Genomic DNA, 24,930 nt, shown 5'->3' with positions numbered 1-24,930 from the left:
GCCCAATGCCCAATGCCCAATGCCCAATGCCCAATTCCCAATGCCCAATTTTCAATTCCCAATTCCCAATTTTCAATTTTCAATTACAAATACCCGTGTTCTGCTAAGAATGCGGGTGTAATGCCATCTAAACTATTGTCATCATGGACTTTGGTGTGTGGGTTGCCAGAATAAAGGAATTTTTCGACGTATTTGCCGAGAATATCACCTTCTAGATTCACCAAGCTGCCAGAAACCAAATAGCGAAGATTTGTGTCGGCATAAGTGAGGGGGATTACCGCCACCTTGAATTGGGACACTTCTGGCTCATAAGCGGCTACTGTGAGGCTGATGCCATTGACGGCAATGCTACCTTTGGGCACAATGTATCGTGCGATCGCATCAGATGCAATAAAGGTCATTTCCCAAGAACTAGCCGTTTGTTCTGACACTAGCAATCTACCAATGCCATCTACATGACCCATCACAAAATGACCGCCAACCTTGCTGCCTACTTTTAGCGACGCTTCTAAATTGACATATCTTTGTTGCGTTTGCTCGCCTCCTAACGTCGTCCGGCGTAGTGTTTCCGGTGAAGCCGTGGCGATAAACCCCTCTTTTAAAACTTTTTCTACTGTCAGGCAAACACCATCGACAGCAATACTGTCACCATAAGCCAAATCTTGCATAATTACTTCACCCGACTGGCTGACACAAGTAATTTGCCAAGAATCGCCCCCCAAGGGTTCCATCGTTCCTAATGCCTGGATTAATCCTGTAAACACGGCTTTTTTGTCAAACTAACTCTATTTATTGCCTAATTTTGCCGGAAGTCAATTGGTAATTGTCACAGAAATTTAGAACATCCAAGTATATTTTCTGACTTTTTTTCGTATGGGAATATTAACACATTAGCATCCTTCACGAGGCATACTTGGGTAAGAAGGTTATTGTCTAAGAAGACCAATTTGACTTACTCTGGTTTTCACCACAAGTTCGGAGTTTAATAGAAGCAATTATAGAGAACGAATGCTTATGTTTATTACTGTCACCAAACCGCCCAAAAAGGTGTACTATTTGTTACACGGCATCCAAGACTCTCAAAGCATTGTAGAGGCTTAGGCAATGATTGAAATGAAAGTTGCTGGCATAGCATTAGATGCCATAACCCGCAGCCCGATCGTCCTTTTGAAAGATTCTTCAGATCGGCGGGCTTTGCCAATTTACATCGGTCAGGAACAGGCTAGGGCAATTATGGGTGCGCTGGAGAATCAGAAGCCTCCCAGACCCTTAACCCACGACCTGATTGTGAATCTTCTAGAGACTTGGAATATGACTCTAGAAAAGGTGATCATTCATTCCCTGCAAAAGGATACATTCTATGCAGCTTTAATTGTCCAGCAAGGCGAAGTCAAAAAAGAAATTGACGCGCGTCCTAGCGATGCGATCGCCATTGCCCTCCGTACAAATACTCCCATTTGGGTAATGGAAGAAGTAATTGCGGATGCTTCTATCCCTGTCGATCGCGATGCAGATGAAGCCGAACAACAAGCCTTCCGCGAATTTATTTCTAATCTCCGTCCCGAAGATTTGATTAAGCGCTTTGGTAATGGCGACAGCTAAAAGAGTTATGAGTTAGGAGTTATGAATTACTTACTTCAACTCCTAACTCCTAACTTCTAACTCCTAACTCTTTGTTCAAGATGCAATACCGACGCTTTGGAAAAACGAATCTGCACCTCTCGGTTTTTTCCTTGGGAACAATGCGCTACCTGGCTTCTTTTGAAAATGCTCACCAAACCATCGAACAAGCCTTAGCGTTAGGAATTAATCATCTAGAAACCGCTAGAGGTTACGGCAAAAGCGAGGAATTTCTTGGTATGATGCTAAAAGCTGGGTTGTCAATACCCCGAAGGAAGCTTTACATCACTACCAAAATTCCAGCCACAGCAGATGCTGACACCATGCGTCGGTGCATCGACGAATCCCTAGAACGATTACAGCTAGATTATTTAGATTGTTTAGGTATTCATGGCTTGAACACTTGGCAACATTTGGAGTGGGTGCAAGCCAAAAATGGCTGTATGCAGGCTGTAGACGAAGCTGTTGCTGATGGACGAGTCCGACACGTTGGTTTTTCCAGCCACGGGTCATTAGAGTTAATTCAAGCAGCAATCAAGACAGATTTTTTTGAATTTGTCTATCTGCATTATTACTATTTTTTTCAACGGCACGCACCAGCGATTCAACTAGCTGCCGAAAAGGATATGGGCATTTTCATTATCTCCCCTGCTGACAAGGGAGGACTTCTCTACACGCCACCCCAAACTCTAGAAGACCTGTGCTATCCGTATTCACCCTTAGAGATAAGCCAGCGTTTTTTACTTTCTGATGACCGTATTACTACTTTGAGTATCGGACCAGCTAACCCAGATGAATTAAGGGAACCTTTGCGAATTGCTGATAATGATGGAGAGTTAACATCAGCAGAAATATCTGCTTTCCAAAGATTAGAAAATCAGCAAAAAGTTGCTTTAAAAACTGATAAATGTAGCCAGTGTTATACCTGTTTGCCCTGTCCAGAAAATATCAACATTCCAGAGGTATTGCGGTTACGTAATCTTGCCGTAGCATACGACATGAAAGACTATGGACAATATCGTTATGGAATGTTTGAAAATGCCGGTCACTGGTTCCCTGGAATGAAAGGCAACCGTTGCACAGAATGTGGTGACTGTTTGCCTCGGTGTCCAGAAAAGTTAGATATTCCAGCTTTGTTGGAAGATGCTCATGAAAGATTAAATGGGAAAGCAGGTAGGAGATTGTGGGGTTGACACTCTCCGGTCTAAAGACTTACTGTGTACACACAAGTCGGAAAACTTCATCCACATTGGTTGTTATGCGGCGTTTCTGCAAATGACAATGGTTCAATACTCAGAAGGGCGTTGAAATCCACCAACGACTTGATCGATGTCCTGAGCGATCGCCAATAACTCCATTTCTTGCCATCGCTTCCCAACTATCTGCATTCCGATTGGCAAGCCATTTTGAGTTTTTCCAATGGGAATAACTACCGCTGGATGCCCCGTGAGATTAAACGGCACGACATAAGCACCCGATGCCATAGAATACGGCACACTGCGATTGTCCACTTGAATTGCTGTGCCGCGTTCCCGATGGGTAAATGCGGAAGTCATGGCTACAGGGCAAAGGTAGGCATCCCATTGAGTCAGGGCTTCATCCATCTGAGCGATCGAGGAATCTCGTTCTGTTAGTGTTTCAAAATAGCCTTTTAGGGTTGGGTTTAAGGAGATAGGTAAACCGATGCCAGGGAGATTACCAAGCTTGCGAAAATTGCGATCGCCTTGCATACCATCACGAAATAAAAAAGATAGATTCTTCCGAATATCACTCACCGTTAGCGATTGGGCATAGATCAAGTTGTAAGTTGCAAGCTTGTAGTAGGTTTGCCATGCGGCAAGAAAATCAAAATTGGGAACCCACTTTTTCAAAGTTACTCCTGCTTCCGTCAGCTTTGTTGCAACGGACTGTATGGCTAATTTAATCTCTCCGGCAACAGGATAGAATGACCATTCATCTGACCAAGCAATCTGCCGAGTTTGAAGTAATCGATCGGAAGGTCGATCGAGCGGGACAGGAGAAATATCTGGTTGAGCAGTATCAGCGCCCGCAATGAGTTGCAGACAAAGGGATAAGTCTTCAATAGAACGTGCCAGCCCACCGACTGTCAGCATTTGACGCATACAGTGAGGTGCGCCAGGAACTTCAGGGATGTGTCCCGTAGTTGGAACACGACGATCGGTCGGTTTGAAGCCGTAAATACCGCAAAAATTAGCAGGTTGACGAATTGACCCACCAAAATCGGAACAGAGATCGAGCGGAGATAAACCCGCTGCGATCGCTGCTGCACCACCACTAGAAGTACCACCAGGCGTATAGCTAAGGTTCCAGGGATTATTTACGCGAGGAAAAACATCATTGAGTCCCTGATACCCGCCTGCTAAATCGCCCACATTCGTTTTTCCCAGCAGGATGGCACCTGCTGAACGAAGACGCTTGACAACAGTAGCATCGTGTTGAGGAAGATAGTCTTTAAGGGAGATTGATCCTGCTGTGGTTCGTAGCCCAGCCGTTTCAAATAAATCTTTAACGGTAATCGGAACGCCATGTAAAGCACCCCAATTTTCGCCTCGAAGTAAAGCTTCATCTGCTTGCTTGGCTGCACTTCGGGCATTGTTTTCATCTAGCGTGCAAATCGCATTCAGTTTCGAGTTGTGTTTGGCAATTTGAGCAAGATAAGCATCCAGAACTTCAACCGCAGAAACTTGGCGATCGCGGATCGTCTGGGCAAGTTGACAAGCTGAGGCAAAAACAAGATCGCTCATGGCTGTGTTGCATTTGAGAAGGCTAACTTCTGCATATTTACAAACAGCACCAACCTAACATTAAATTATACCCATGTACTTAATAGGGGTGGCAAAGCCGTTCGTAGTCCGCTTGATTAGAACTACTGGCATATATATTGCATTAATTTTGAACACCTAAAAATGGTACAAAGTTAACACCCTAGTGCGTTAGCCTACGGCATAACACACCCTACAAAACTAGTTTTTAGGTTTCAACTTCGGGGTTTTCAGCCAACATTCTGATAAAAATGTAAAATTAATAAAGATTTAATAGAGTCAGGAAGATCCGCCCAAGCTGGGGTATCTCGCGCAAAGAAAGATGAAGATTAAAAAAAAAGAAATATCCTACGGCAATCGCTGACGGTTTTCCGCTACAGTGGACGGGCCCTAAGCTTAGTATGGACTACTAGCCGATCGCTTACTATTCTTCTGGCGAGTTTAACTTTGGTGGCTGGTCTTTTACCGGCGGCGATATCCTACATCAGTAAGTTAATTGTTGATGCAGTGGTATTTGCATCTCAAGTTAACTCACAAAATAATGGTTTTGTCAATATTTATCCGTCTCTATTTTATGTAGGATTAGAAGCGATCGCTGTAATTCTACTAGCAGGCGGTCAACGCGGAATCCTTATTTGTCAATCGTTATTGCGGGCGCTACTGGGTCAGCGAGTGAATGTACTCATCTTAGAAAAGGCGCTGACACTGGATCTCAGGCAGTTTGAAGACTCGGAATTTTATGACAAATTGACCAATGCGCGACGAGAAGCATCAGTTCGTCCCCTTTCCTTAGTAAACCGCACCTTTGGGTTAGTGCAAAATGCTCTTTCCCTGTTCACCTACGGTATTTTGCTAGTAAATTTCTCAGTTTGGGCGGTGGTAGTACTAATTTTGGCAGCTATGCCTGTATTCATTGCCGAAACTAAATTTGCTGGCGAAGGCTTTCGCTTGTTCAGTTGGCGTGCGCCAGAAACTCGTCAACAAAACTACTTAGAAAATCTCTTAGCAAGGGAAGATTTTGTCACAGAAGTCAAACTCTACCAGTTGGGAGAGATGTTGCTAGGACGTTATCGCAACTTGTTCGATCAACTCTATGGCGAAGACCGCGATTTGACTCTCCGGCGAGGAGTGTGGGGATATCTCCTGGGTTTAGTTAGTACTGGTGCTTTTTACCTAGCTTATGCTTGGATTGTGCTGGAAACGGTGCGAGGTAAAATTTCCTTGGGAGATATGACAATGTATCTCACTGTGTTTCGTCAAGGACAATCTACTTTTTCCAATGCCCTTACTTCTATTGGAGGGATGTATGAAGATAACCTATATCTATCAAATCTCTACGATTTCCTCGAAGAGAAAGTACCAAAGTCTTGGGGTAACGCAACCATTGGTTTAAATCCTGAAGATGGTATTCGTTTTGAGAACGTATCATTTACTTACCCAGGAAGTTCTAAGCCAGCGTTGACAAACATTTCGCTGCATTTGAAACCTAGAGAAAAGCTGGCAATTGTCGGTGAAAACGGTTCTGGTAAAACAACCTTAATTAAACTACTTACCCGACTCTACACGCCAGACTCTGGGCGAATTTTCTTAGATGGCTTGGACTTGCAGGAATGGGATGTAGATGTACTGCGTCGTCGCATTGGTGTGATTTTTCAGAACTTTGTCCGCTACCAGTTTACTGTGGGGGAAAATATTGGCGTGGGTGATGTAGAACATCTCGAAAACAAAACCTATTGGCAAACTGCTGCTGAAAAAGGCATGGCGCAATCTTTTATTGACCAATTACCCCAAAGTTTCCAGACTCAACTTGGTCGTTGGTTTAAAGGAGGACAGGAACTTTCTGGGGGACAGTGGCAGAAAATTGCCTTGTCTCGTGCTTTTATGCGATCGCAAGCAGATATCTTGGTGTTAGATGAACCAACATCAGCTATAGATGCCCAAGCTGAGTTTGAAATTTTCAATCATTTTCGCACTGTTACTAAAAATCAGATGGTACTTTTGATTTCCCATCGCTTCTCAACAGTACGCATGGCTGACAAAATTCTAGTTATAGAAAACGGGGAAGTTATAGAACAGGGAACTCACGAAGAATTATTACAGCTAAAAGGACGTTACGCCAAATTGTTTATGTTACAAGCAGCCGGTTATCAATAGGAAAAGAAGCTAGAAATCTTTGTGAATTGAGATAGCGATGCCTACGCTTACTTTTTACAAAGCACATAACATATCTATCTAACCACGTTAAACTGTTCAGTAAATATGGGTCACTAGACAATCCGTATCGTTAAACATTGCTACCTGATAAAATTATGCAAATAATAAAACAGCGATACTATACCCCAGAGGAATATTTAGAGCTAGAAGAAGCTGCTGAGTACAAAAGTGAATATATTGATGGGGAAATAATTCCTATGGCGGGTGGAACAGTAAATCATAATCAAATAGCACTCAACTTAAGTACTGAGTTAAATTTCGCTTTTAAAAAGCAGAACTATCGGGTTTTTATGGGTGATGTTCGTCTATGGATACTCCAAAAGCTTACCTATACCTATCCAGATGTGATGATTCTGGCGGGTGAACCAGAGTTTTTTAACAACCGAAAGGATATAATTCTGAATCCACAGATTATTGTTGAGATTTTATCAAAATCTACCAAAGGCTACGATCGCGAAGATAAATTTCAGGCTTACCGCACTATTTCCACTTTCCAAGAATATCTATTAATTGATCAAACACGGATTCATGTTGATCAATTTTCCAAAACTGGGAAAAAGCAATGGGCGCTTCGTGAATATGATGAAGAAGATGAAGCGATCGCATTTGTAACCGTCCCCTTTGAGATTTCCTTACAGGATTTATACAACAAAGTTAAGTTTGAGCCTGTTGAATCGGAAGGGGAAAGCTCTGATGACGAACAATTAAAATAAGGGAAATGGGTTATTTCTTTTTGCTAGAGTGAAAAGTATCAAGACTGCTTATACTAATATCAGTCATTACCTCTTTGTTGTCTCCGGCTAGCAAAATTATGTTGAAGACGATAAAAATAGATAATTTCCGTAGTTTCCAATCTTTCGAGCTTCAGCAGCTTGGTAGAATCAACCTGCTCGTTGGTAAAAACAATATCGGTAAAACATCAATACTAGAAGCTATTCAACTTTTATGCTCACGGAATAATCTTGAGCCACTACGTCAGACAATGACTAACCGGAGTGAATATTTTTTTGATGATGAACGTAGTGAACGTAGATTAAGGTTAGGTCAAACTCAAGACCTTGATGTTCGTCACCTTTTTTCTGGTCACGAGATTGAACTGGGGAGCAAATTTTCAATAACAGGTACTAATGGCAATATTCAAGAGGAGCTTATTGTATCAATAGAAGTACGCAAAAATTCTTCAAAAGAGCTATCTAGCTCATTGCCTGAGTTTCTAGATGATGAAGTCCCAGATGCATTAAAGGAATTAGATTTCAGTATTAAGTGGAATTATGGGCGAGAAGAAAAGCTTTGGAGACTACCGCTATCAGTTAATGGCGGGGTTTTTGTAGAAGATTATACTCGCCAATTGCGTAGAGATACTAAAAATTCATCACCAAAAATACAATTTGTCACATCATCTTCTTTAGGAACCGAGAAGATGATTGAACTATTTGATCAGATAGTACTAACGCCTGAAGAAAAACTTGTAGAGCAGGCACTTCATAGAATAGACTCTAAAATTAAACGGATTGCTCCAGTTAGTTCTCGAAAGTCTAGGTATTCCTTAGATTCGCGGGGCGGTTTTTTTGTACTTCTTTCTGATAGTAATCAGCGTGTACCAATTGGCAGTATGGGTGATGGTATTTGGCGTATCTTAGGATTAGCACTAGCTACAGTGTGTGCTAAAGATGGATACTTATTTGTTGATGAGATTGATACGGGACTCCATTTTACGGCGATGTCTGATATGTGGGAACTGATTTGGGATACAGCCAAAAGATTAAATGTGCAAGTTTTTGCAACTACACACAATAGTGATTGTTGGACAAGTTTAGCTAGTATTGCAGAGCAAGAAGATGCCACTGAGGATGGTATTAGAATTCACAGAATTGAAAAAGGCAAAGAAACAAGTGTAGTCTTTACTGAACCTCAAATTGTCATTGCTGCTGAAAGAGAAATTGAGGTACGTTAGTAATGGCAAAAAGTTATGAACCCAAGAAGCTTTTAGTAGAAGGGCCGGAAGATTTACGAGTCATACCAGAATTAATAGAAAAAAACGGAATTCGTTGGGGTAATAACAAAAGGGAAGCAATTGTATCAATACAAGATTGTGGAGGTTACGATAATATTGATGCAAACCTTATCTCTACTGAATTACAAGCATCAGGACTCACCAATTTAGGTGTGATAATAGACGCAGATGAAGATTTACCTGCACGTTGGATGAGTATAAGAAACGCTTGCTTGCCAAGTATACCTGACATTCCTAAAGAAATATCAGAGACAGGACTTATCCACGTTACAAAAAACGGAATTAAGTTTGGTATCTGGATTATGCCAGATAACCAAATGAGAGGTATGCTAGAGACGTTTTTAGCTTACATGATTAGAGATGAAGGGGAAACTATTTGGCAATATGCTCAGAAAGTAGCACAAGAAGCAAAAAACAAAGGAGCATCATTCAAAGATTCTTATCTTGATAAAGCTAAAATTTATACTTGGCTAGCATGGCAAGAAGAGCCAGGAAGACAACTTCATCAAGCTATAAAGTATGAATTTCTGAATCCTCAACATTCAAAGACGCAGACATTTTTAATATGGTTTAAAAATCTGTAGAACTTATAATATTTTGCTATTTTAAAAAGCGATATGTTCTCTGTGAAACGCTATGCGTAGCTTGCTTCCCCGTAGGGGTAGGATGGGCTACGTCTACGCCCATCCCCCAATAACTTCGATAAAATCACTATGGTGCTACTTAACCCTAAATCTGATGAAAAGCGATCGCCCTTTTTCCCAACTCTCTCTTCAACGTCCTGAACTACTCGCGCCAGCAGGTAATTGGGACTGTGCTAAAGCTGCTGTGGAAAATGGGGCAGATGCGATTTACTTCGGTTTGGATCGGTTTAACGCCAGAATGCGGGCAGAAAATTTTACTGAGGCAGACTTACCCCAATTGATGACATTTCTGCATGGTCGTGGTGTAAAGGGTTATGTCACTGTCAACACACTAATATTTCCTAAAGAACTAGCAGAAGCCCAGCAATATCTCCGCACAATTATTGCCGCAGGTGTGGATGCGGTAATTGTTCAAGATGTAGGAATATGTCGTCTCATCCGTCATCTGTCGCCCGATTTTCCCATCCATGCTTCCACCCAAATGACCATCACCAGTGCGGGGGGAGTAGAATTTGCCAAGTCTCTCGGCTGTCAATTGGTGGTGCTGGCGCGTGAATGTTCTCTTCAGGAAATCAATAAAATACAGCAGCAGATTGCCCTACAAGATACTTCGCTGCCCTTGGAAGTCTTTGTTCACGGTGCTTTGTGCGTGGCGTACTCCGGCCAGTGTTTGACTAGCGAAGCTTTAGGCGGACGTTCTGCTAACCGAGGTGAATGTGCCCAAGCTTGCCGGATGCCTTATGATTTAATCGCTGATGGGAAAGTTGTAAATTTAAAAGAACGCAAATATTTACTTAGTCCTCAAGACCTAGCAGGGTTAGATGTTTTGCCAGATTTGGTGAAATCAGGAGTAACTTGTCTCAAAATTGAAGGTCGCTTGAAAGCCCCAGAGTATGTTGCTAATGTCACCCGTGTTTATCGGCAAGCCTTAGATGGAGTGATGACGGAATTGGAAAGACCTAACCCCCTAACCCCCTTCCCTACAAAGGAAGAGGGAATAAAGGCTTCTCTCTCCCAAACGAAGAGAGGTTGGGGGAGAGGTCAATTAGATCGAGAACACTACAACCTAGAGATGGCATTTTCTCGCGGACTCTACACGGGTTGGTTTGGCGGGATTAATAATCAGGAACTAGTTCACGCCCGCTTTGGTAAAAAACGTGGGGTTTATTTAGGTGAAGTTACCCGCATTCACAACGAACAGGTAACAGTCAAATTAGAAGCGCCTGTAAAACCAGGGGATGGAATAGTATTTGACTGCGGTCATCCAGAGGCGAAGGAAGAAGGCGGCCGGGTTTATGGGGTGGTGTCCAAGGGAAAAGAAACTATGCTGACCTTTGGGCGAAATGACTTGAACCTGCGCCGAGTGCATATAGGCGATCGCATTTGGAAAACCAGCGATCCAGAACTCGATAAGCAACTGCGTCAGAGTTTTACTGGCGAAACTTCCCAATTTCAGCGTCCCATTGACTTGGAGGTTTATGGAGAAATTGGTCAGGCGTTGATTGCGATCGCCCGCGATCGACTCGGTAATATTGTCCAGGTAGAATCTGCAATTTCTCTGGTGGAGGCGCACACCAAACCCTTAGATACAGACCGTTTACAAGAACAATTTGGTCGTCTCGGTAACACACCTTTCATTTTGGAAAAACTAACCAACCACCTCAGCACTTCTCTTATGCTGCCCGTCAGCGAGTTGAACCGGATGCGGCGGGAAATTGTGGTGCAGTTGGAAGAATTGCGAAGTCAACCCAAACGCTGGCAATTGCATTCTGATGTCTCTTTCCAAGATTTACTCCCCTCCTCATCTTCTTCATCCCCCACCCTGCGGGAAGCTAAAGCTACATCGCCTTCACTCATTGTCTTAGTCCGAAACCTCAAGCAACTCCAAGCCGCCCTCAAAGCTGGAGTTGAAACACTCTACTGTGAATTTGAAGACCCCCGCACCTACCGAGAAGCGGTGCAAATAGTACGCCAACAACAGCAAAAAAGCCAAACAGACAATTCTTCACTCCTAACTCCTAACTCTCAACTTCCCACAATCTGGGTTGCACCACCCCGAATTACTAAACCGGGTGAAAATTGGATTTTGCAGCAGGTACGCGCCTGTGAAGCAGATGGCTATCTGATACGAAACTATGACCAACTGCAATTCTTTGCTCAAGACCGTTGTATTGGAGATTTTTCGCTCAACGTTGCTAATCCCTTAACAGCAGATTACTTTCAGCAACGCTTTGGTTTAGAACGGCTCACAGCATCCTACGACCTGAATATTACCCAATTACAAGACCTACTTACCAATTGTCCACCCCAGTGGTTTGAGGTGACAATCCATCAGCATATACCGATGTTCCACATGGAGCATTGTGTTTTTTGTGCTTTTCTATCGACGGGTACAGACCATACCAACTGTGGACGACCTTGTGAAAAGCAGGAAGTAAAATTAAAAGACCGTGTAGGTAGCGAACACGTCCTCAAGGCAGATGTAGGTTGCCGTAATACTATATTTAACGGCACTGCTCAAACGGGAGCAGAGTACGTACAGCGTCTCATAGAATTGGGATTACGTCACTTTCGCATCGAGTTTGTGAATGAAACACCAGAACAAGTGAGTAAAACAATACATTACTATAGTCAATTATTGCAGGGTAAAATTACAGGTTCCCAACTCTGGCGCGAGTTGAAACTGCAAAATCAATTGGGCGTAACTCGTGGCCCTATGGGAGTGTCTGCATTGCGATAATAATTGCAAGCTGCCCTATTCACCACTGCTGGGCAGCTTGTCTAACTATTTCCACAAGCCTCAACACAGTTGGCGATGTCTCATTGTTTCGCCAAATCATTGCGATGGCTGCGCCAACGTCTGCAACGAACGCTACTTTTGGGGTAGGTTCTTGTAAAGTTTTATAAACTACCCCAATCCGTTGCAAATTTTGCAAAGATGCTGGGACGATCGCCACACCCATCTCGGCTGCTACTAGGCTGACAATCGTTTGCATCTGGATAGCTTCTTGGGCAACCTTGGGACTAAAGCCTGCTTGCTGGCAGAGACTAATGATTAAGTCGTAAAGTCCTGGTGCTAATATCCTGGGAAATAAAATAAACGGTTCATTGGCAAGGGATGTCAAACATACATTAGATTGACTCGCTAGCAAATGTGCTTCAGGTAGTGCCACCATCAGCGACTCTTGAAAAATTGTTTCGCAGCTAAATCTATTTTCTTCAACAGGTGGACGCAATAATCCTACATCCATTCGACCTTCTCGTAACCACTCTAACTGCTGATCTGTAGTCAGTTCATGCAACTCGATGCTCACGCCAGGAACGCAACTACGAAAGGTTCGCAGAATAGTTGGCAAAATATTATACGCCGCCGAACTGACAAAGCCAACTATCAACTGTCCAATTTCGCCCCGACTGGTTTGCCGCCCAATTTGGATTGCCTGTTGTAATTGCCTCATAATTTGCAGAACTTCACCTAGAAACACTTGCCCCGCTTCTGTTAACTGTACTTTTCGTTTCGTGCGGTGAAACAGTTCAAAACCCAATTCTCCCTCTAGCTGCCGAATTTGTTGACTTAGCGGAGGTTGAGCAATGTGTAATCGTTCCGCCGCCCGTCCAAAGTGCAATTCCTCTGCCAAGGTGACAAAGTAGCGCAAGTGTCGTAGTTCCATCAGTTACCTAAACTCATATCTTTAAAATATTAGTTAAGGTGAAAATATATATTGGACATAGTTAAAAATATTTTCTACTGTGATAAATAGGCGGTGATGAATCGGCAAATTAACATACTGTAATTTCACTACTTATGAATAATCTTTCAATACCTAAAAATTCTTGGGATGCTGCTCTTTACCAAGATAAACACGCCTTTGTCTGGCAATATGGCGAAAACTTATTCCAATTACTCAACCCTCAGCCAGGAGAATCCATTTTGGATCTCGGTTGTGGAACTGGACAACTCACCGAAAAAATTGCCCAAGCTGGTGCTGATGTATGGGGAATTGATAGCGCACCTGCGATGATTGAAAAGGCAAGAGAAAACTATCCCGATATCCGCTTTGATGTTGCGAATGCGGCAAATTTTCAAGTAGACAAGCCATTGGATGCTGTGTTTTCCAACGCTGTACTACATTGGGTGAAAGAAGCAGATAGTGCGATCGCTTCCATCCATCAATCCCTAAAACCAGGGGGACGTTTTGTGGCAGAATTTGGGGGTAAGAGAAATGTGCAGGCGATCGCCACAGCTTTAGAAAGCGCCTTAGAAGCAATTAATATTTCTGCACAAGCCTTAAATCCTTGGTATTTCCCTAGTATTGGCGAGTACGCCAGCCTACTGGAACAGGAAGGCTTTGATGTCATTCATGCCATGCTTTTTGCTCGCCCAACTCCTTTAGCAGAAGGAGAAGCAGGTATGGCAAACTGGATTCAGATGTTCGCTAGTCCTTTTTTAGCAGGACTTTCTGATGAGCAACAAATACAAGTAATTCGCGTCGTAGAGGAATATCTCAAGCCGACGCTGTATCAACAAGGAGTTTGGACAGCAGACTATCGAAGAATTCGCATCGTTGCCATTAAACTTTAAATAGTGCGAATTTTATACTAGTACTTAATTACGAATTAGTATCAGCTATGCATATATCTAAATTATTGTGCGATCGCCCTACAGCCCTTCGGGCATCCTATGGCAGGTGTTGGCGCAGCTATCGCCAAACATCGTTTTCATTACTACTAACCATTAGCCTTACAACCTTAATAGCCCCGCCCTCACTAGCGCAACCCCGCACAATACCCTCGCCTTCTAGTGCGCCTCTAGAACTAGACTTATTGACTAAGCCAAAAGATTATGTCATCACAGCTAACACCATAAACCCAGCGCGATTAACCGTTCCCAGTTTATGGTGGGCGCAACAAAACTCTGAGAAAAAGTTATTGGATAATTGGATAGCATATCCAGCTTCTGACAAAGAACCTGCACGAGTAGACTTGATTGTTAATCAGCAAATTTGGAGTTTACTAGAATATGTAGAGCGCTATGATTTTGTAAATCGCTTGGGTAGCGCTGCACGGAACTTTGGTTACAATGTCCGAGTATTTAATTATCAAAAAGAACCCTTAGCAACCTACACTTGTAACTTTAATACAAGTCCAGCTTTATGCAGCATCCAAACGACTGTTAAGAACAAGATAGGGTTACAGCGTTTACTCGAGTAAATAGTTAGGAGTTAGGAGTTAGGAATTCAAGGAGATGAGGGAGATGGAAAAATTTAAATTCCCAATCCCCAATCCCCAATCCCCAATTAAACCTTAATTTTGGCGAACAAAGACTCGTATTGTTTTATTGCTGATGGCGACAAGGGAAGCAAAAATTCACTTTTATCAAAAACATTGCGATCGCTCTTTAACAGGCTCCAAAATGGTTCTTGGATATCGGAAGCGTCAATATTTGTAGCAATTGGCGAATGAGTTTTGGTTAGCACCGAAATTTGTTTAGCTGTATTTGGTTGCCAACAAAAATCAATCCACCGATCTGAGAAACTACTCTTAGTAATACCTGCGGGACGTACCCACAAATCTGCCCAGATTGCTGTTCCTGACTTGGGTATAACTGCGCCAAGTTGCGGATAACGCCCCAGAACTTGCAGTACATCGCTTGACCAACCAACTGCTAGCCAAGTATCTTCCATAATTAAAGGTTCTAAGTAGTTATTGGAACTATAGAACTTCACCTGTTGGTTTAATGTCTTTAATTCCTTTTCCAAGTCTAGTACTTGGTCAAGATTTTCTGTATTGTAAGATTTTCCTAGCTTCTTTAAGACCAGACCAATAACTTCTCGTGGTTGATTTAGTAGGGAAATGCGTTGCTGCATTCCATCTCGCCACAAATCACTCCAATCTTTGGGTGTCCAACCCAATTCTCGCAACTTGTCACGGTTATAAACAATTACCGTGCTACCCCACCGATAAGGCGCACCCCACACCTTCCCTTGAGTATCCAAGTTACCTTGGTCGTTGCGCGTTACTAATTTTTTCCAATTTTCATCTAAAGTAGGCCACTGCTTTAATTCGTTTCCCTGTAACTCTTGGAGTGGTTGAATCAGTTTCTGCTCAATAGCTGCTTTTAGCCAGTAATCTCCCAATGTCACTAGGTCTGCATCAGCCGTTTTTTGACCTTGCCTAAAAGGTATAAAGCGACTCCATCCCTGCTCATCGCTGGCTTTTGGTTTTTGCTGCCAATTTTGTAATTGCTGAAATAAATCCTCTACCTGCTCAACTAGGGTGAATTTTAACTGCACCTGTTGTTGCAAACTGTTGTGGAACTGATTCACCACCTGACCAGGTATAGAACCTTTTAATAACTGTACTTTTAGTTGCGTCTGGTTGTTTCCACCACAGCCAAAAAGCAGTTGTGAAAGTGCCAGTGTGCTTGTACCTAGTAAAAAAGACCGTCGATCCATTGATTTTGGATTTGAGAGTTTTGATTATACCTAATATTAAGCAGAGATTCACCAGAGCCTGACTAGGTGCAAAACTGTGGTTGGAAAATTATCGGTATTTTTTCTTGGTAATGCTTATAAATTTAAATATTTGACTCAAATTAGCGAATTTTTCCGCAAATTAGTACCTAAAGATTGATTTTATTCCATAAATTTCCTTACTGGTACTGATAGTATAACTTTACTTATATTTAGAAATAATAATTTAAATGTCATATTTCCAGCAAAAATTATCAATACTTAAATAATTCATAAGTAAAGTTAAGGTTGGGAGTAAATTGAATAACATAGAGAAAATGTACGGATAAAGGTATTAAATGGAGCTATTACAGCAGCAGATCCTGACTTTAAGCAAAAAACTGGATGCCCTGTGCCAAGTAATTGAGCAGCTTGATGGTAGGGTAGCTCAAGCTTTCTCAGAGTGTTCTCTAGCAAATACACAAGCAAAGGATAATCATCAGGAAAATGGCGCGGCTGGAGGCTACCAGTTCAGACGTACCAGTTTAAATCCAGAAATGGAACACAAGGATGTATTAACAGATGGTATTTATCTAGACATGCATCGTCAAAGTGGAGATAACATAACACCAGAAATTCAAATACAACGACTGACAGCACAATTAACAGCAGCATACAATCGCATTGCTGCCTTGGAAGAACAATTACTCAGAGAGAGAATTCATTAAATTTAACCTGAGTTCAACGAATCAAAAAAAATGCCTGGAGGTAGTAAAGGCAAGCCTTTAGGTTCAGTTTTCAGTGATGGCTTCGTGGGTATAAGTAGAACGAATTGAAAAAAACAAACTATGTAAAGTAATGTAACTTTAGCGAAAATCAGTTCGTAGTAAGGACTTTAGTCCTGATTTGAGAACTAAAGTTCTCGCTACAAACCTTTAATTATTTACCCTGTTCTACTTACATACCAAAGTGCTGTTAGTGGTAGCAGGGCATTTAGCCTGAGATGAACTTTATTGTTCTGAGCAATCAACCTGTCCTAACCTATGTGACTAGGGCTATATTAAGTATAATCAACTAATCCAGCTATCAAACTGATAAAAAACTTAAACACACTATTACATATATTTACGTAATAGTGTGATATACCTACTTATAAGCTTTTAGAGCATTACTCACTATGAAACAAAAAAAAACAACCCTAAGACTGTTGTAGTTAGGGCATTACATACTTCAAAAACCAAGATTTTCTTATTAATCTGTGTTTTTATCATTAGTGTTTTTGGTATCTTGTTATCAAATTGGTTGATGACAAGCCAGACAGCTTTCGCAAAGGTTGACTTTTTGCAACCTGCTCCAACTCAACCGTTAGGCTATTACGACTATTTTGGCAAACTACTTAGCCCTCAAGAAGCCGCAGGAGTGGTTATAAATAAGGGACTCGATCCTAATAACCCCATTTCCTATCAACAGGTAGGGGCAGTCAAAATCACCCAGGAATTAATCGCTAAAGGTGAAAATATATTCTTCAATCGTAAGATTGGCGATACATTTGGTTTCCAAGAAGTATTCGGTTTTGGACTGGGCTTGAGTAAGATATCGAATGAATTAGGTGTAGCGATCGCTAGTTTGCAAGGTCAACCAACGGCAAACCTAAAAATTACTCTCCAGAACAATTTAACCATAGGTAGTCAAACTTTTCTTAAAGGGACTGTCATTAATACAGGTTTAAAAATTCCAAAGGGACAGAGTGTTCCACTAGGATTTACACCTCGCTATGACATTACCTGTGCGCTATGCCATGCAACGCTTTCCAATGAGAGTAAAGTCATTCCAGGAGTATCTAATGGTGAATTAGCAATTCCTTTGTTGATTGCTTTAGCACCAAATACATCCGCAGGGTTTGCGCGGTTAAACTTCAACCCCTTAGACCCACAATACAAAGGCAATGGTAAGACTATTATTAACAGTAAAGGTTATAAGGTAGAGCTACCCGATCCTGAGAAGTTAGAAAAAGCCTTCGATGATGCAGTGTTAGATGTACCTTTCGGTCATTTCGAGAGTTCACCAGATGGTATTAGAGACAGCACTAAAATTCCCAGTCTCTTCACCTTTAAAAATTCTCCTTATGCAGCATCAGGAGAAGCTGCTGTTGGCCCATTTGCTGGACTCAGCGTTCTTACCAACAGTGTTCACTCTTCAGAAGTCAATCTGTTCGCAGCCGCTCAAATCAGTGCAGACACTCTTGGTATTGATCCAGAAGTTTATATTGGTATATTACTGCAAAATGCTGCCGTTCCCAGCCTACGTTTACCAGAAAAAGTGATAGTAAAACCCTCTGAATGGCTGCGGGGGGTAATTGCGCCGAATCCCATACAAGCAGAATTAGAAGACCAAGTTCCTGCCCCTGGCACAGGAACTTACCCAAATCTCCGCCCCAGTTTATTTACTTACAACGGTTTAGTTTTTAGCCCAAACACTGGAAAGCCCGGTGATATTGCTAGCGGCCCTTTCTTATTTGCTAACAATGCCATGTCTGCTTTTCAAAATAGCTTAGTACCACCTGCTAACCAGACTTCAGAAAACTGGCAAGCGTTGAACAGCTATTCTGTTAAACGTGGCGCAAAAATATTTGAAAAGGCCAATTGTGCAACTTGCCATATTCCACCTTTCTTCACTGACAATAAAGTTCATCCACTTGATGAAATTCGTACTAATCCAGCCCGCGCCCAATCTCGCTTGGGGCTAAATAAGTCGTTAGTGGCACCCAAGTTATACACTTTCAACACTCCCGTTCCTATACCTGCTAACGCCCAAGTGCTGGATGTACCAACACAAGGGATCTCCGATACCCCCACAAGTCTACCCAAAGGTATATTGCCAAAAGGCGGTTACAAAACTACTACCTTACGTGGTCTTTATGTAAGCGCACCATATTTGCATGATGGTGGTGCAGCAGTACGCGCAGGAAGCTTGACAGTTGACTCAAATGGTAGTTTCACTGTTGTTGACGAGAGTGGCTTAGGGCTTTCTGGCACTCTTAGCCAAGGTATACCTGCCGATGCCGCTAGCAGCTTGCGTGCCTTAGTCGATCGCGATCTTCGTACCTTAGTTGTGAAAGCTAACAAAGCTAACCCTGCTTTAGTGCGTAGTAACCTTGATGGTACAGGTCATGATTTCTATGTAGATAGACAGGCTGGGTTTAATTCTAACCAGCAAGCAGACTTAATTAATTTCTTGTTAGCACTTGATGACAATCCTGGAACTTTTTAATCAAGCTAGGGTTGATATGTAATATTAGAGATTTCCAACAAATAAATTATCCAACTATTTATTGTGGAGTGGGTTTTCCGTCCCACAATAAATAGTTGGATATTTTATATTTTTATTTGGAAGTATCTCATACAATACAGTTCAGTTAATGTTAAAACTCTTTATCATGCTTCTGGGAAGCTACTACTTGTTTTCGCTTTGTCCACCAGCCAAAACCAAGAGCAACCAATGAGCCAACTCCTGTGTAAGGTTCGGGAACAGGACGTGGTGTAACACTAAAGCTGCCATAATCTACGTTGCTTGAAAGCTCTGAATAACCTTCATCGAAACTACTGTAAAATACGTTAACATTCCCATTTCCATCTTCCCCGCTTCCAGAAACCAGGTAGGAAAAACCGTTCTTAGTTAATAGCGGCGTAGTTGCATTTAAAAGATTATCATTGATTCCGTATGTCCCTGGTGAAAGCAGCCCGATGATTGTCTCAGTAACTCCTTGGACTTTCCTTGTCCCAGTTATTCCTGTGATTGTGTAATTGTTTTTTATGGGATCTAAATCGGTGGTGGCAAGGGTGCCGCTAGCGGAAATCGCTGTACTATTTGCTTCATAACTGGGAAAAGAGTATTGAAAATCAAATAGCTGTACAGCTTGTGCCGGAGAAGATATACCGACACCAGCGATCCCCATAACAGCACTAGCAGTAACAATACCAAGCTCTTTGATTAATTTCATCAGATAATTCTCCTGAAAAACAAGAAGGTAAATAAAATTACATAGTTCTAATTGCTATAAAGGCGCTCTTACGCCCTAAATGCACAGAGAAGTCAGGAGTCTCTGGTTTCCTGAAATCAAAAATTCAGGAGATAAGCGGATGCAATTTGAACGACGATTAGCTTATTAAATCTTGATTTGGCTAGGTATAGCTTTGGGTAAAATTGTAGCGTTTTTCAAGGCACAGAAAAGTATGATTACAGAAAACTTCCACTTATAATTTTGGTGCGAGTGCAAAGTCCTGCCAAATTTAATTCGCTACGAATTAATGAAATCCTATAGTTAACCGTTCAAGTTGAGATTCAATGGCTGCTAAAAGTTGGTGTTGTTGCCAATTTTGGCTAAGATAAGCAGCTATGCAAGCTGCTCCAGCACCCATACCTTCTTTCACAAAGCCCTGCTCATAAGCTCTCAGTTGGGGATAACGAGAATCGGCAAAGCTGAGATCGGTTGCTAATAGAGGAGGAATTTTTCCGCTCTGAGTTAAGCTGCCTTCCCCTAAGCTGAGGGCTAAGTCAACTGTAGCGCCAGTAGGATCTTCCGCTACCCAACGGGTTGTGCCTACAACTACTGCTTCTGGTTGCCATGATAAGGCGTAAACTTGAGCGATCGCACTTATCAGAGCATAAACCGCCAGCATTTGCGTTCCACCAGCCAACATTACACCACAACTACGACTAGCTGCGATCGCCATCCCAGCTACTACCACTTGCATCGGATCGCCCACAGAGGCAACGAGTTTTAGAGGATCTATGGAAGTTAGAATTTGAGATTGATATATGTCATCCTGCTCTTTGCTTCCAGCTAAGAGTCCCCTACTCCCCATTATCTTCTCCAGCCCAGCTTGCACTAATGCCCACTTTTGTCCGTGGTTACAAACAGGGTGGCTACTGTTAACTTTTCCGGCAGCATCTATACCCAAACCAGTTAAGATTGCCAGGGCAGTTGTAGTGCCGCCGACGACGCATTCACCGAGAATTACATACCCCTGTTGAATATTGGTAGCAAGGCGTTCTCCCCAAATTAGCCCTTGTTTAAATAAGTGCTTTACCGTTGTGACTTCCATCGCAGCACCTCCACTTAAACACTTAGCGGACGTGCCTCCCAAATCAATTACTGGCACAGCAGGAGGCTGCGGTAAACCAGCATTAAATAAATAAACTGGTATATTTAAGGACTCAACTACAGCGCGAGAAATCAGCACAGGTGAAGCCCCAGCCGCTAATGGTGGTAGGGGATATTGGGCTTTATGTTCTGGGCCGTAATACAAAAACTCGGCATCGGCACAAGCGGTATATTTCCGATCCTCTGGAGTGCGACCGGCAGCTGAAATCCCTGGAATTAAACCAGTTTCAGTAAATCCTAAAACACAGGCAAATACGGGTAGACAACCACGATACCGTTGTAGCCATTTTTCACCTTGTTCTTTTTGAGTATAAATACGAATTTGGGAATTGGGCATTAGGCATTGGTAATTAGTTAAGACTTATTATTTAACCAAGGACAAATGACAAATGACAAATGACAATCATTCATAATCCATGAGGACTTGTACCCAGTGTGGTGGACGGGGAATAGGGTTTCCCAGGCGATCAAAAAGAAACCATGCTGCGAGGTGTACCACAAAAAGGTAGATAAAGTTGTTGAGTAGAATCAGAGCGATCGCTCCCACTTGAATTAAAAACACGCTGGGACTCGCCAATAAACTCAGCTTTAAAAATACCCACTCAATGAACTCAGTCACTTGGGTAATCACATAAATCCATAGGTCTTCACCCGACAAAACGGACAGCAACCACAGCCGAAAAAAAACTCCTAAAGTACCCAACAGCGTACCCAAGGTGATAGAAACAATCCAGGGAACACGACGACGATACCATGTCGCTCCCAAAAGCACGCCCATGAACCCATAGGGCATAACAAACAGCAAACTGCGGGCTGGCCCCATCAGTACGGTTAGCAGTAAACCAGAAGTGAGTGCTGCCATCCATGCCGCCCGCTTGCCCCAACGGAGATAAACTAGAGCGATCGGCACTGGAAAAAATACCCGCAAAACTGGCCCTAAGGGAAAGTAGAAATTAATAAACCAAATTAAGCTAGCAGTACTGGCTAAAAATGCCGTTTCTACCATCCTTAATGGCGCATCAGCCTTGATTTTAGGAGGCATTAACTGCTGTTCTTTGTCTAACCAATGATTGTGGGGAGTTGGAGATTCAGGCGATGGATCTTCCTCCGGCTCATCTGGCAGAGAATCTAAAATACTCATATTTGACAAGTTCTTAAACGATCATTCTTTCCAAGGCTGACAAGTCGGGAATACAAATAGTGTCTTGATCCCGTTTAATCAAGCCTTTTTTTTCTAGCCTTGTCAACACTCGTGTCACAGTTTCCCGTGCCAGTCCACTCAAACTACTCAATTCCCGATGAGGTAAATTGGGGATTTCTGTTCCCGTTTGGCCTTTTTTACCCTGTCCTTCTGCCAAAAATAGCAATGTATCTGCCACCCGTGATTGGCTATCAGATTCCCGCAACCGCAATCGGCGATTTACTTGCCGCAAACGTCGTGCCATTAGTTGCGCCAATCGAACTCCCGCCAAGGGTTCTATATGAAGTAACTTGACAAAATCTTGAGCAGGCATACTGCCAATTACTGTCGGAGCTAAGGTAATCACATCTGTGGAGCGAGGGACTTCATCTAGCGCCGCCATTTCACCAAACAATTCCCCTTTGCCAAGAATATTCAGTGTTACCTCTTTTCCTTCTAGATTATAGGTACGAATTTTTACCCATCCGTCTAGAATAAAATACACAGAACCACCCCAGTCATTTTCCAGCAGAATTACCTGATTAGCTGGGTGAGTGCGGGTGACAAGATGGATGAGAGCTGATTCTACAGCAGTTTCTGGCAACCCTTGAAAAAAGGGAGCCGAGGCGATCATCCAGGGATTAGCCTGTGCTTGCAAGCTATATCGATCTTCCATTACCACATTTTTATTCAAGCTGCTATATAAACACAACAAAAAAAGCGCCATTCTTAGCCTAAGCTATCATTGCACAGCTCCCTTTCAAAGAGAAAACTAAACTATGCTACATAAGAAAGCGACAAGAACGTTTTTCTGAACAATCTTTACCTATAAGTAAAAACGGGGTAAAAGTTTTGCAAAAAGTAGTTTATAGCCGACGGTTGTATTCTTTAGGGGCTAGCTGCACTGCAAACTTGATTAGTTAAAAATATAGGCAAACAACATCAATGATACTAAAGCCAGGAAATTATTGCTCAGGTATTTTACCGATTTTCAAAAATAGGCAACCAAGAGCTGTAAAACTCGTGAAGAAGGCAGGAGGCAGGATAGCGCAGCCTAAAGCCTGCGGCATAGCAACTCTTAGAGATACTGCGCGTAGCTTGCTTCTTTGCAGGAGTACGCTGAGAGCGAGTCCGCGAGCGTCGGGTAGCATTCCTCTCTCTTGAACTACCTCTTTTATTTAACAAAAGCTGACTGAAGATTGCCAGTACTCCCAGTAATCCATAACATAATGACAGTCATAAGTCCAAGCAGCGGCTTTTGCCACTCAAAAACTTCTCCTATGGTCAATGCTGCGCGTAGCTTGCTTTTCCGCAGGGGTACAGTAATTGTAAAGTAATTGCCACATTAGTTGACATCCGTTTTTAGGTAAGGTGATAAAAGTGACTTCCAGTGCAGATGAAATTCAAAAGCTGATCGCAGACATTGACAACTTACTTGCCAGTGGTGGCAAGCGCTTGTCTAGATTTCTGCCTGGTCAGGCGCAGGAGCCTAAAGAAGTTTTAGAACGAATTCGCAACTTCTTGGTGAGGCTCCAAGAAAAAGAAGCATTAGAAAACGGCATCCCAAATCAATCTTCTGAAGAACCGCCATCGCCTTTATTAACAAAATTTATCGATCGAGGTTATAACCAGTATCCATTACCGCCGCTCGAATCCAATCAGGAACAGAGTCCCGTTGGAGCCGGACAATTAAAAAGTGAATTTTCGAGCTTGCTCCAGCCATTGCGATCGGAATTGGAAGGGCTATTGCAAGAGCGAGCTACTCTCCTACAAGAAATTCGGCAATTAGAGCAAAGGCGATTACAAAACTACTCCTTAGCGCAGCAGTTGACAAACCAGGATCAAATGATTACCGAGTTTTTACAGGTACTCATGAGTCGCCTTGTGCCAACTTTAACGCCACTGATAACACAAACTTTGGCAAATTCCTCCAGTTCATCAGAAGTTATTAATTACGCCAACTCAGAATCACCAACCTCTGCAACTCAACCTTTATTAGAATCAGCAGACCGTGTAGAGCAGTTAACTCAGCTAGCCAGGGAGTTGGATCAACGCTTATTATCACTAGATGGGACTGTGAATGTAGTCTTTGAGGCACTACAGCGCAATATTAATACTTATTACGAATCCCTGTCGCAAGCACTGGCAAGGATGCATAGCAAGGGAATGCAAGGCGAACAGATGATGGCCAGCTTCCTCAACAATTTGACCCAGCATTTACAGCAAGAATCCCCTAGCTCCCCGTCATCTTTCCCAGAAGCACAATTTGATACACCACGATCGCCATCATTGGCCGATCCAGCCGAGATTGCTGCTGAACTTAACCTCCAACCCTCGGATCTGATCCAGCCAGAAACTTCATCTCCACTCACAATTAATTCTGAGCAACAAGATACTTCCCTCACAGAGGATTTAGATACAGTGCTGTTGCAGCTTGGCTTAGACTCGTCTCAATCTTCTGAAAACCAAACCGAACTACCGTCAGATATTTCTGCATTAGTTGGTGATGAAGTAGATCAACTTTATGCCAGTTTGTTTGGTACTGGTGATGTCAATAATCTAAGTCTCGATCTAGCCACAAATGACTTATCTGCTTCCACAGCCTCCCAATCAACGTTGAACATCGCGAAGAGTCCATCTGTCTCTCAAAACGTTGATTCTACGGTTGTGACACCAAATACAGGTATTTCAGTCCAAGAGACTTCAGTAGAAACTAGAGATTCATTATCAGAGCCACAAGAAAAACTATTTTTTGAAGAGGATACTGACCTAAATTCGCCTCTGAGCTTTTCTACACCACAAACAGATTCCCCGACACAACTCGATACTCAGCCAGCTAGTTTTTTTGAAGAGGATACT

Annotated in this window: 19 protein-coding genes and 1 pseudogene; 12 read left to right on the top strand and 8 right to left on the bottom strand. The window is 42.6% G+C overall.

Annotated features, from left to right (window positions below):
• Nucleotides 1-83 precede the first annotated feature (83 nt).
• A complete protein-coding gene (locus tag CDG77_RS14990) occupies nucleotides 84-764 on the bottom strand; it encodes a riboflavin synthase (RefSeq protein WP_094330154.1) in 681 nt (226 codons plus the stop codon).
• Between the two features lie 340 nt (nucleotides 765-1,104).
• On the opposite strand from CDG77_RS14990, the gene CDG77_RS14985 reads away from it, so the two are divergent.
• On the top strand, nucleotides 1,105-1,602 hold the full coding sequence (locus CDG77_RS14985) for a bifunctional nuclease family protein (protein WP_012406891.1): 498 nt from the start codon (nucleotides 1,105-1,107) through the stop codon (nucleotides 1,600-1,602).
• Nucleotides 1,603-1,682: 80 nt separating this feature from the next.
• On the top strand, nucleotides 1,683-2,813 hold the full coding sequence (locus CDG77_RS14980) for an aldo/keto reductase (RefSeq protein WP_094330153.1): 1,131 nt from the start codon (nucleotides 1,683-1,685) through the stop codon (nucleotides 2,811-2,813).
• A gap of 93 nt (nucleotides 2,814-2,906) precedes the next feature.
• Here the strand turns inward: CDG77_RS14980 and CDG77_RS14975 are convergent, their stop codons facing one another.
• A complete protein-coding gene (locus tag CDG77_RS14975; RefSeq protein WP_094330152.1) occupies nucleotides 2,907-4,385 on the bottom strand; it encodes an amidase in 1,479 nt (492 codons plus the stop codon).
• 363 nt (nucleotides 4,386-4,748) lie between these two features.
• Here CDG77_RS14975 and CDG77_RS14970 point away from each other — a divergent pair, with 363 nt between their 5' ends.
• The 5 genes from CDG77_RS14970 (at nucleotide 4,749) to CDG77_RS14950 (ending at nucleotide 12,015) form a co-directional block, all read left to right on the top strand.
• Nucleotides 4,749-6,557 carry an ABC transporter ATP-binding protein gene (locus CDG77_RS14970; protein ID WP_094330151.1) on the top strand — a complete coding sequence of 603 codons (1,809 nt, stop codon included), beginning with the start codon at nucleotides 4,749-4,751 and terminating at the stop codon, nucleotides 6,555-6,557.
• Between the two features lie 155 nt (nucleotides 6,558-6,712).
• A complete protein-coding gene (locus CDG77_RS14965) occupies nucleotides 6,713-7,330 on the top strand; it encodes a Uma2 family endonuclease (protein WP_094330150.1) in 618 nt (205 codons plus the stop codon).
• Nucleotides 7,331-7,428: 98 nt separating this feature from the next.
• Nucleotides 7,429-8,571 (top strand): AAA family ATPase, encoded by a 1,143-nt coding sequence (locus CDG77_RS14960; RefSeq protein ID WP_094330149.1) that lies wholly within the window; start codon nucleotides 7,429-7,431, stop codon nucleotides 8,569-8,571.
• A gap of 2 nt (nucleotides 8,572-8,573) precedes the next feature.
• The gene (locus CDG77_RS14955) at nucleotides 8,574-9,215 is read left to right on the top strand and encodes a DUF3226 domain-containing protein (protein WP_094330148.1); all 642 of its coding nucleotides are present in this window, start codon (nucleotides 8,574-8,576) and stop codon (nucleotides 9,213-9,215) included.
• 154 nt (nucleotides 9,216-9,369) lie between these two features.
• Nucleotides 9,370-12,015, top strand: a complete 2,646-nt coding sequence (locus tag CDG77_RS14950; protein ID WP_094330147.1) for a U32 family peptidase — start codon at nucleotides 9,370-9,372, stop codon at nucleotides 12,013-12,015.
• A 19-nt stretch (nucleotides 12,016-12,034) separates the two neighbouring features.
• On the opposite strand, the gene CDG77_RS14945 is transcribed toward CDG77_RS14950, so the two are convergent.
• A complete protein-coding gene (locus CDG77_RS14945; RefSeq protein WP_094330146.1) occupies nucleotides 12,035-12,946 on the bottom strand; it encodes a LysR family transcriptional regulator in 912 nt (303 codons plus the stop codon).
• Nucleotides 12,947-13,080: 134 nt separating this feature from the next.
• Between CDG77_RS14945 and CDG77_RS14940 the strand changes: the two genes are divergently transcribed.
• On the top strand, nucleotides 13,081-13,857 hold the full coding sequence (locus tag CDG77_RS14940; RefSeq protein WP_094330145.1) for a class I SAM-dependent methyltransferase: 777 nt from the start codon (nucleotides 13,081-13,083) through the stop codon (nucleotides 13,855-13,857).
• Between the two features lie 47 nt (nucleotides 13,858-13,904).
• Nucleotides 13,905-14,486: a hypothetical protein gene (locus CDG77_RS14935; RefSeq protein WP_223269818.1), complete on the top strand. Its 582-nt coding sequence runs from the start codon at nucleotides 13,905-13,907 to the stop codon at nucleotides 14,484-14,486.
• Between the two features lie 86 nt (nucleotides 14,487-14,572).
• Here CDG77_RS14935 and CDG77_RS14930 read toward each other — a convergent pair whose 3' ends face one another.
• Nucleotides 14,573-15,730: an extracellular solute-binding protein gene (locus CDG77_RS14930; RefSeq protein ID WP_094330144.1), complete on the bottom strand. Its 1,158-nt coding sequence runs from the start codon at nucleotides 15,728-15,730 to the stop codon at nucleotides 14,573-14,575.
• 356 nt (nucleotides 15,731-16,086) lie between these two features.
• Here CDG77_RS14930 and CDG77_RS14925 point away from each other — a divergent pair, with 356 nt between their 5' ends.
• Nucleotides 16,087-16,455, top strand: coding sequence for a hypothetical protein (locus CDG77_RS14925; RefSeq protein ID WP_094330143.1), 369 nt, complete (start codon nucleotides 16,087-16,089; stop codon nucleotides 16,453-16,455).
• 577 nt (nucleotides 16,456-17,032) lie between these two features.
• Nucleotides 17,033-18,997, top strand: coding sequence for a di-heme oxidoredictase family protein (locus tag CDG77_RS14920; RefSeq protein WP_219852081.1), 1,965 nt, complete (start codon nucleotides 17,033-17,035; stop codon nucleotides 18,995-18,997).
• Nucleotides 18,998-19,148: 151 nt separating this feature from the next.
• Here CDG77_RS14920 and CDG77_RS14915 read toward each other — a convergent pair whose 3' ends face one another.
• The 4 genes from CDG77_RS14915 to CDG77_RS14900 form a co-directional block, all read right to left on the bottom strand.
• Complete coding sequence (locus CDG77_RS14915) at nucleotides 19,149-19,727, bottom strand: PEP-CTERM sorting domain-containing protein (protein ID WP_094330141.1); 579 nt, start codon at nucleotides 19,725-19,727, stop codon at nucleotides 19,149-19,151.
• A gap of 304 nt (nucleotides 19,728-20,031) precedes the next feature.
• Entirely contained in the window at nucleotides 20,032-21,228 is a 1,197-nt protein-coding gene (cobT, locus tag CDG77_RS14910; protein WP_094330140.1) for a nicotinate mononucleotide-dependent phosphoribosyltransferase CobT, read from the bottom strand.
• Nucleotides 21,229-21,294: 66 nt separating this feature from the next.
• On the bottom strand, nucleotides 21,295-22,032 hold the full coding sequence (locus CDG77_RS14905; RefSeq protein WP_094330139.1) for a DUF2232 domain-containing protein: 738 nt from the start codon (nucleotides 22,030-22,032) through the stop codon (nucleotides 21,295-21,297).
• A 13-nt stretch (nucleotides 22,033-22,045) separates the two neighbouring features.
• Entirely contained in the window at nucleotides 22,046-22,747 is a 702-nt protein-coding gene (locus tag CDG77_RS14900; RefSeq protein ID WP_094330155.1) for a Crp/Fnr family transcriptional regulator, read from the bottom strand.
• Between the two features lie 704 nt (nucleotides 22,748-23,451).
• Here CDG77_RS14900 and CDG77_RS37615 point away from each other — a divergent pair.
• Nucleotides 23,452-24,930: pseudogene (locus CDG77_RS37615) on the top strand (hypothetical protein); the annotation flags it as partial.

Origin of the sequence: Nostoc sp. 'Peltigera membranacea cyanobiont' 213, assembly GCF_002245975.1 — a bacterium.
GTDB lineage: Bacteria > Cyanobacteriota > Cyanobacteriia > Cyanobacteriales > Nostocaceae > Nostoc.
Note: the sequence above shows the minus strand (reverse complement) of the source record. Positions and strands in the feature narration are given on the sequence as shown.

Bases quoted from the DNA above. Each gene is read 5' to 3' on its own strand.
- cobT (WP_094330140.1), bottom strand. From the start codon at position 21,228: ATGCCCAATTCCCAAATTCGTATTTATACTCAAAAAGAACAAGGTGAA.
- CDG77_RS14980 (WP_094330153.1), top strand. From the start codon at position 1,683: ATGCAATACCGACGCTTTGGAAAAACGAATCTGCACCTCTCGGTTTTT.
- CDG77_RS14925 (WP_094330143.1), top strand. From the start codon at position 16,087: ATGGAGCTATTACAGCAGCAGATCCTGACTTTAAGCAAAAAACTGGAT.
- CDG77_RS14905 (WP_094330139.1), bottom strand. From the start codon at position 22,032: ATGAGTATTTTAGATTCTCTGCCAGATGAGCCGGAGGAAGATCCATCG.
- CDG77_RS14900 (WP_094330155.1), bottom strand. From the start codon at position 22,747: ATGGAAGATCGATATAGCTTGCAAGCACAGGCTAATCCCTGGATGATC.
- CDG77_RS14945 (WP_094330146.1), bottom strand. From the start codon at position 12,946: ATGGAACTACGACACTTGCGCTACTTTGTCACCTTGGCAGAGGAATTG.
- CDG77_RS14920 (WP_219852081.1), top strand. From the start codon at position 17,033: ATGACAAGCCAGACAGCTTTCGCAAAGGTTGACTTTTTGCAACCTGCT.
- CDG77_RS14955 (WP_094330148.1), top strand. From the start codon at position 8,574: ATGGCAAAAAGTTATGAACCCAAGAAGCTTTTAGTAGAAGGGCCGGAA.
- CDG77_RS14985 (WP_012406891.1), top strand. From the start codon at position 1,105: ATGATTGAAATGAAAGTTGCTGGCATAGCATTAGATGCCATAACCCGC.
- CDG77_RS14915 (WP_094330141.1), bottom strand. From the start codon at position 19,727: ATGAAATTAATCAAAGAGCTTGGTATTGTTACTGCTAGTGCTGTTATG.
- CDG77_RS14930 (WP_094330144.1), bottom strand. From the start codon at position 15,730: ATGGATCGACGGTCTTTTTTACTAGGTACAAGCACACTGGCACTTTCA.
- CDG77_RS14950 (WP_094330147.1), top strand. From the start codon at position 9,370: ATGAAAAGCGATCGCCCTTTTTCCCAACTCTCTCTTCAACGTCCTGAA.
- CDG77_RS14935 (WP_223269818.1), top strand. From the start codon at position 13,905: ATGCATATATCTAAATTATTGTGCGATCGCCCTACAGCCCTTCGGGCA.
- CDG77_RS14965 (WP_094330150.1), top strand. From the start codon at position 6,713: ATGCAAATAATAAAACAGCGATACTATACCCCAGAGGAATATTTAGAG.
- CDG77_RS14940 (WP_094330145.1), top strand. From the start codon at position 13,081: ATGAATAATCTTTCAATACCTAAAAATTCTTGGGATGCTGCTCTTTAC.
- CDG77_RS14960 (WP_094330149.1), top strand. From the start codon at position 7,429: ATGTTGAAGACGATAAAAATAGATAATTTCCGTAGTTTCCAATCTTTC.
- CDG77_RS14975 (WP_094330152.1), bottom strand. From the start codon at position 4,385: ATGAGCGATCTTGTTTTTGCCTCAGCTTGTCAACTTGCCCAGACGATC.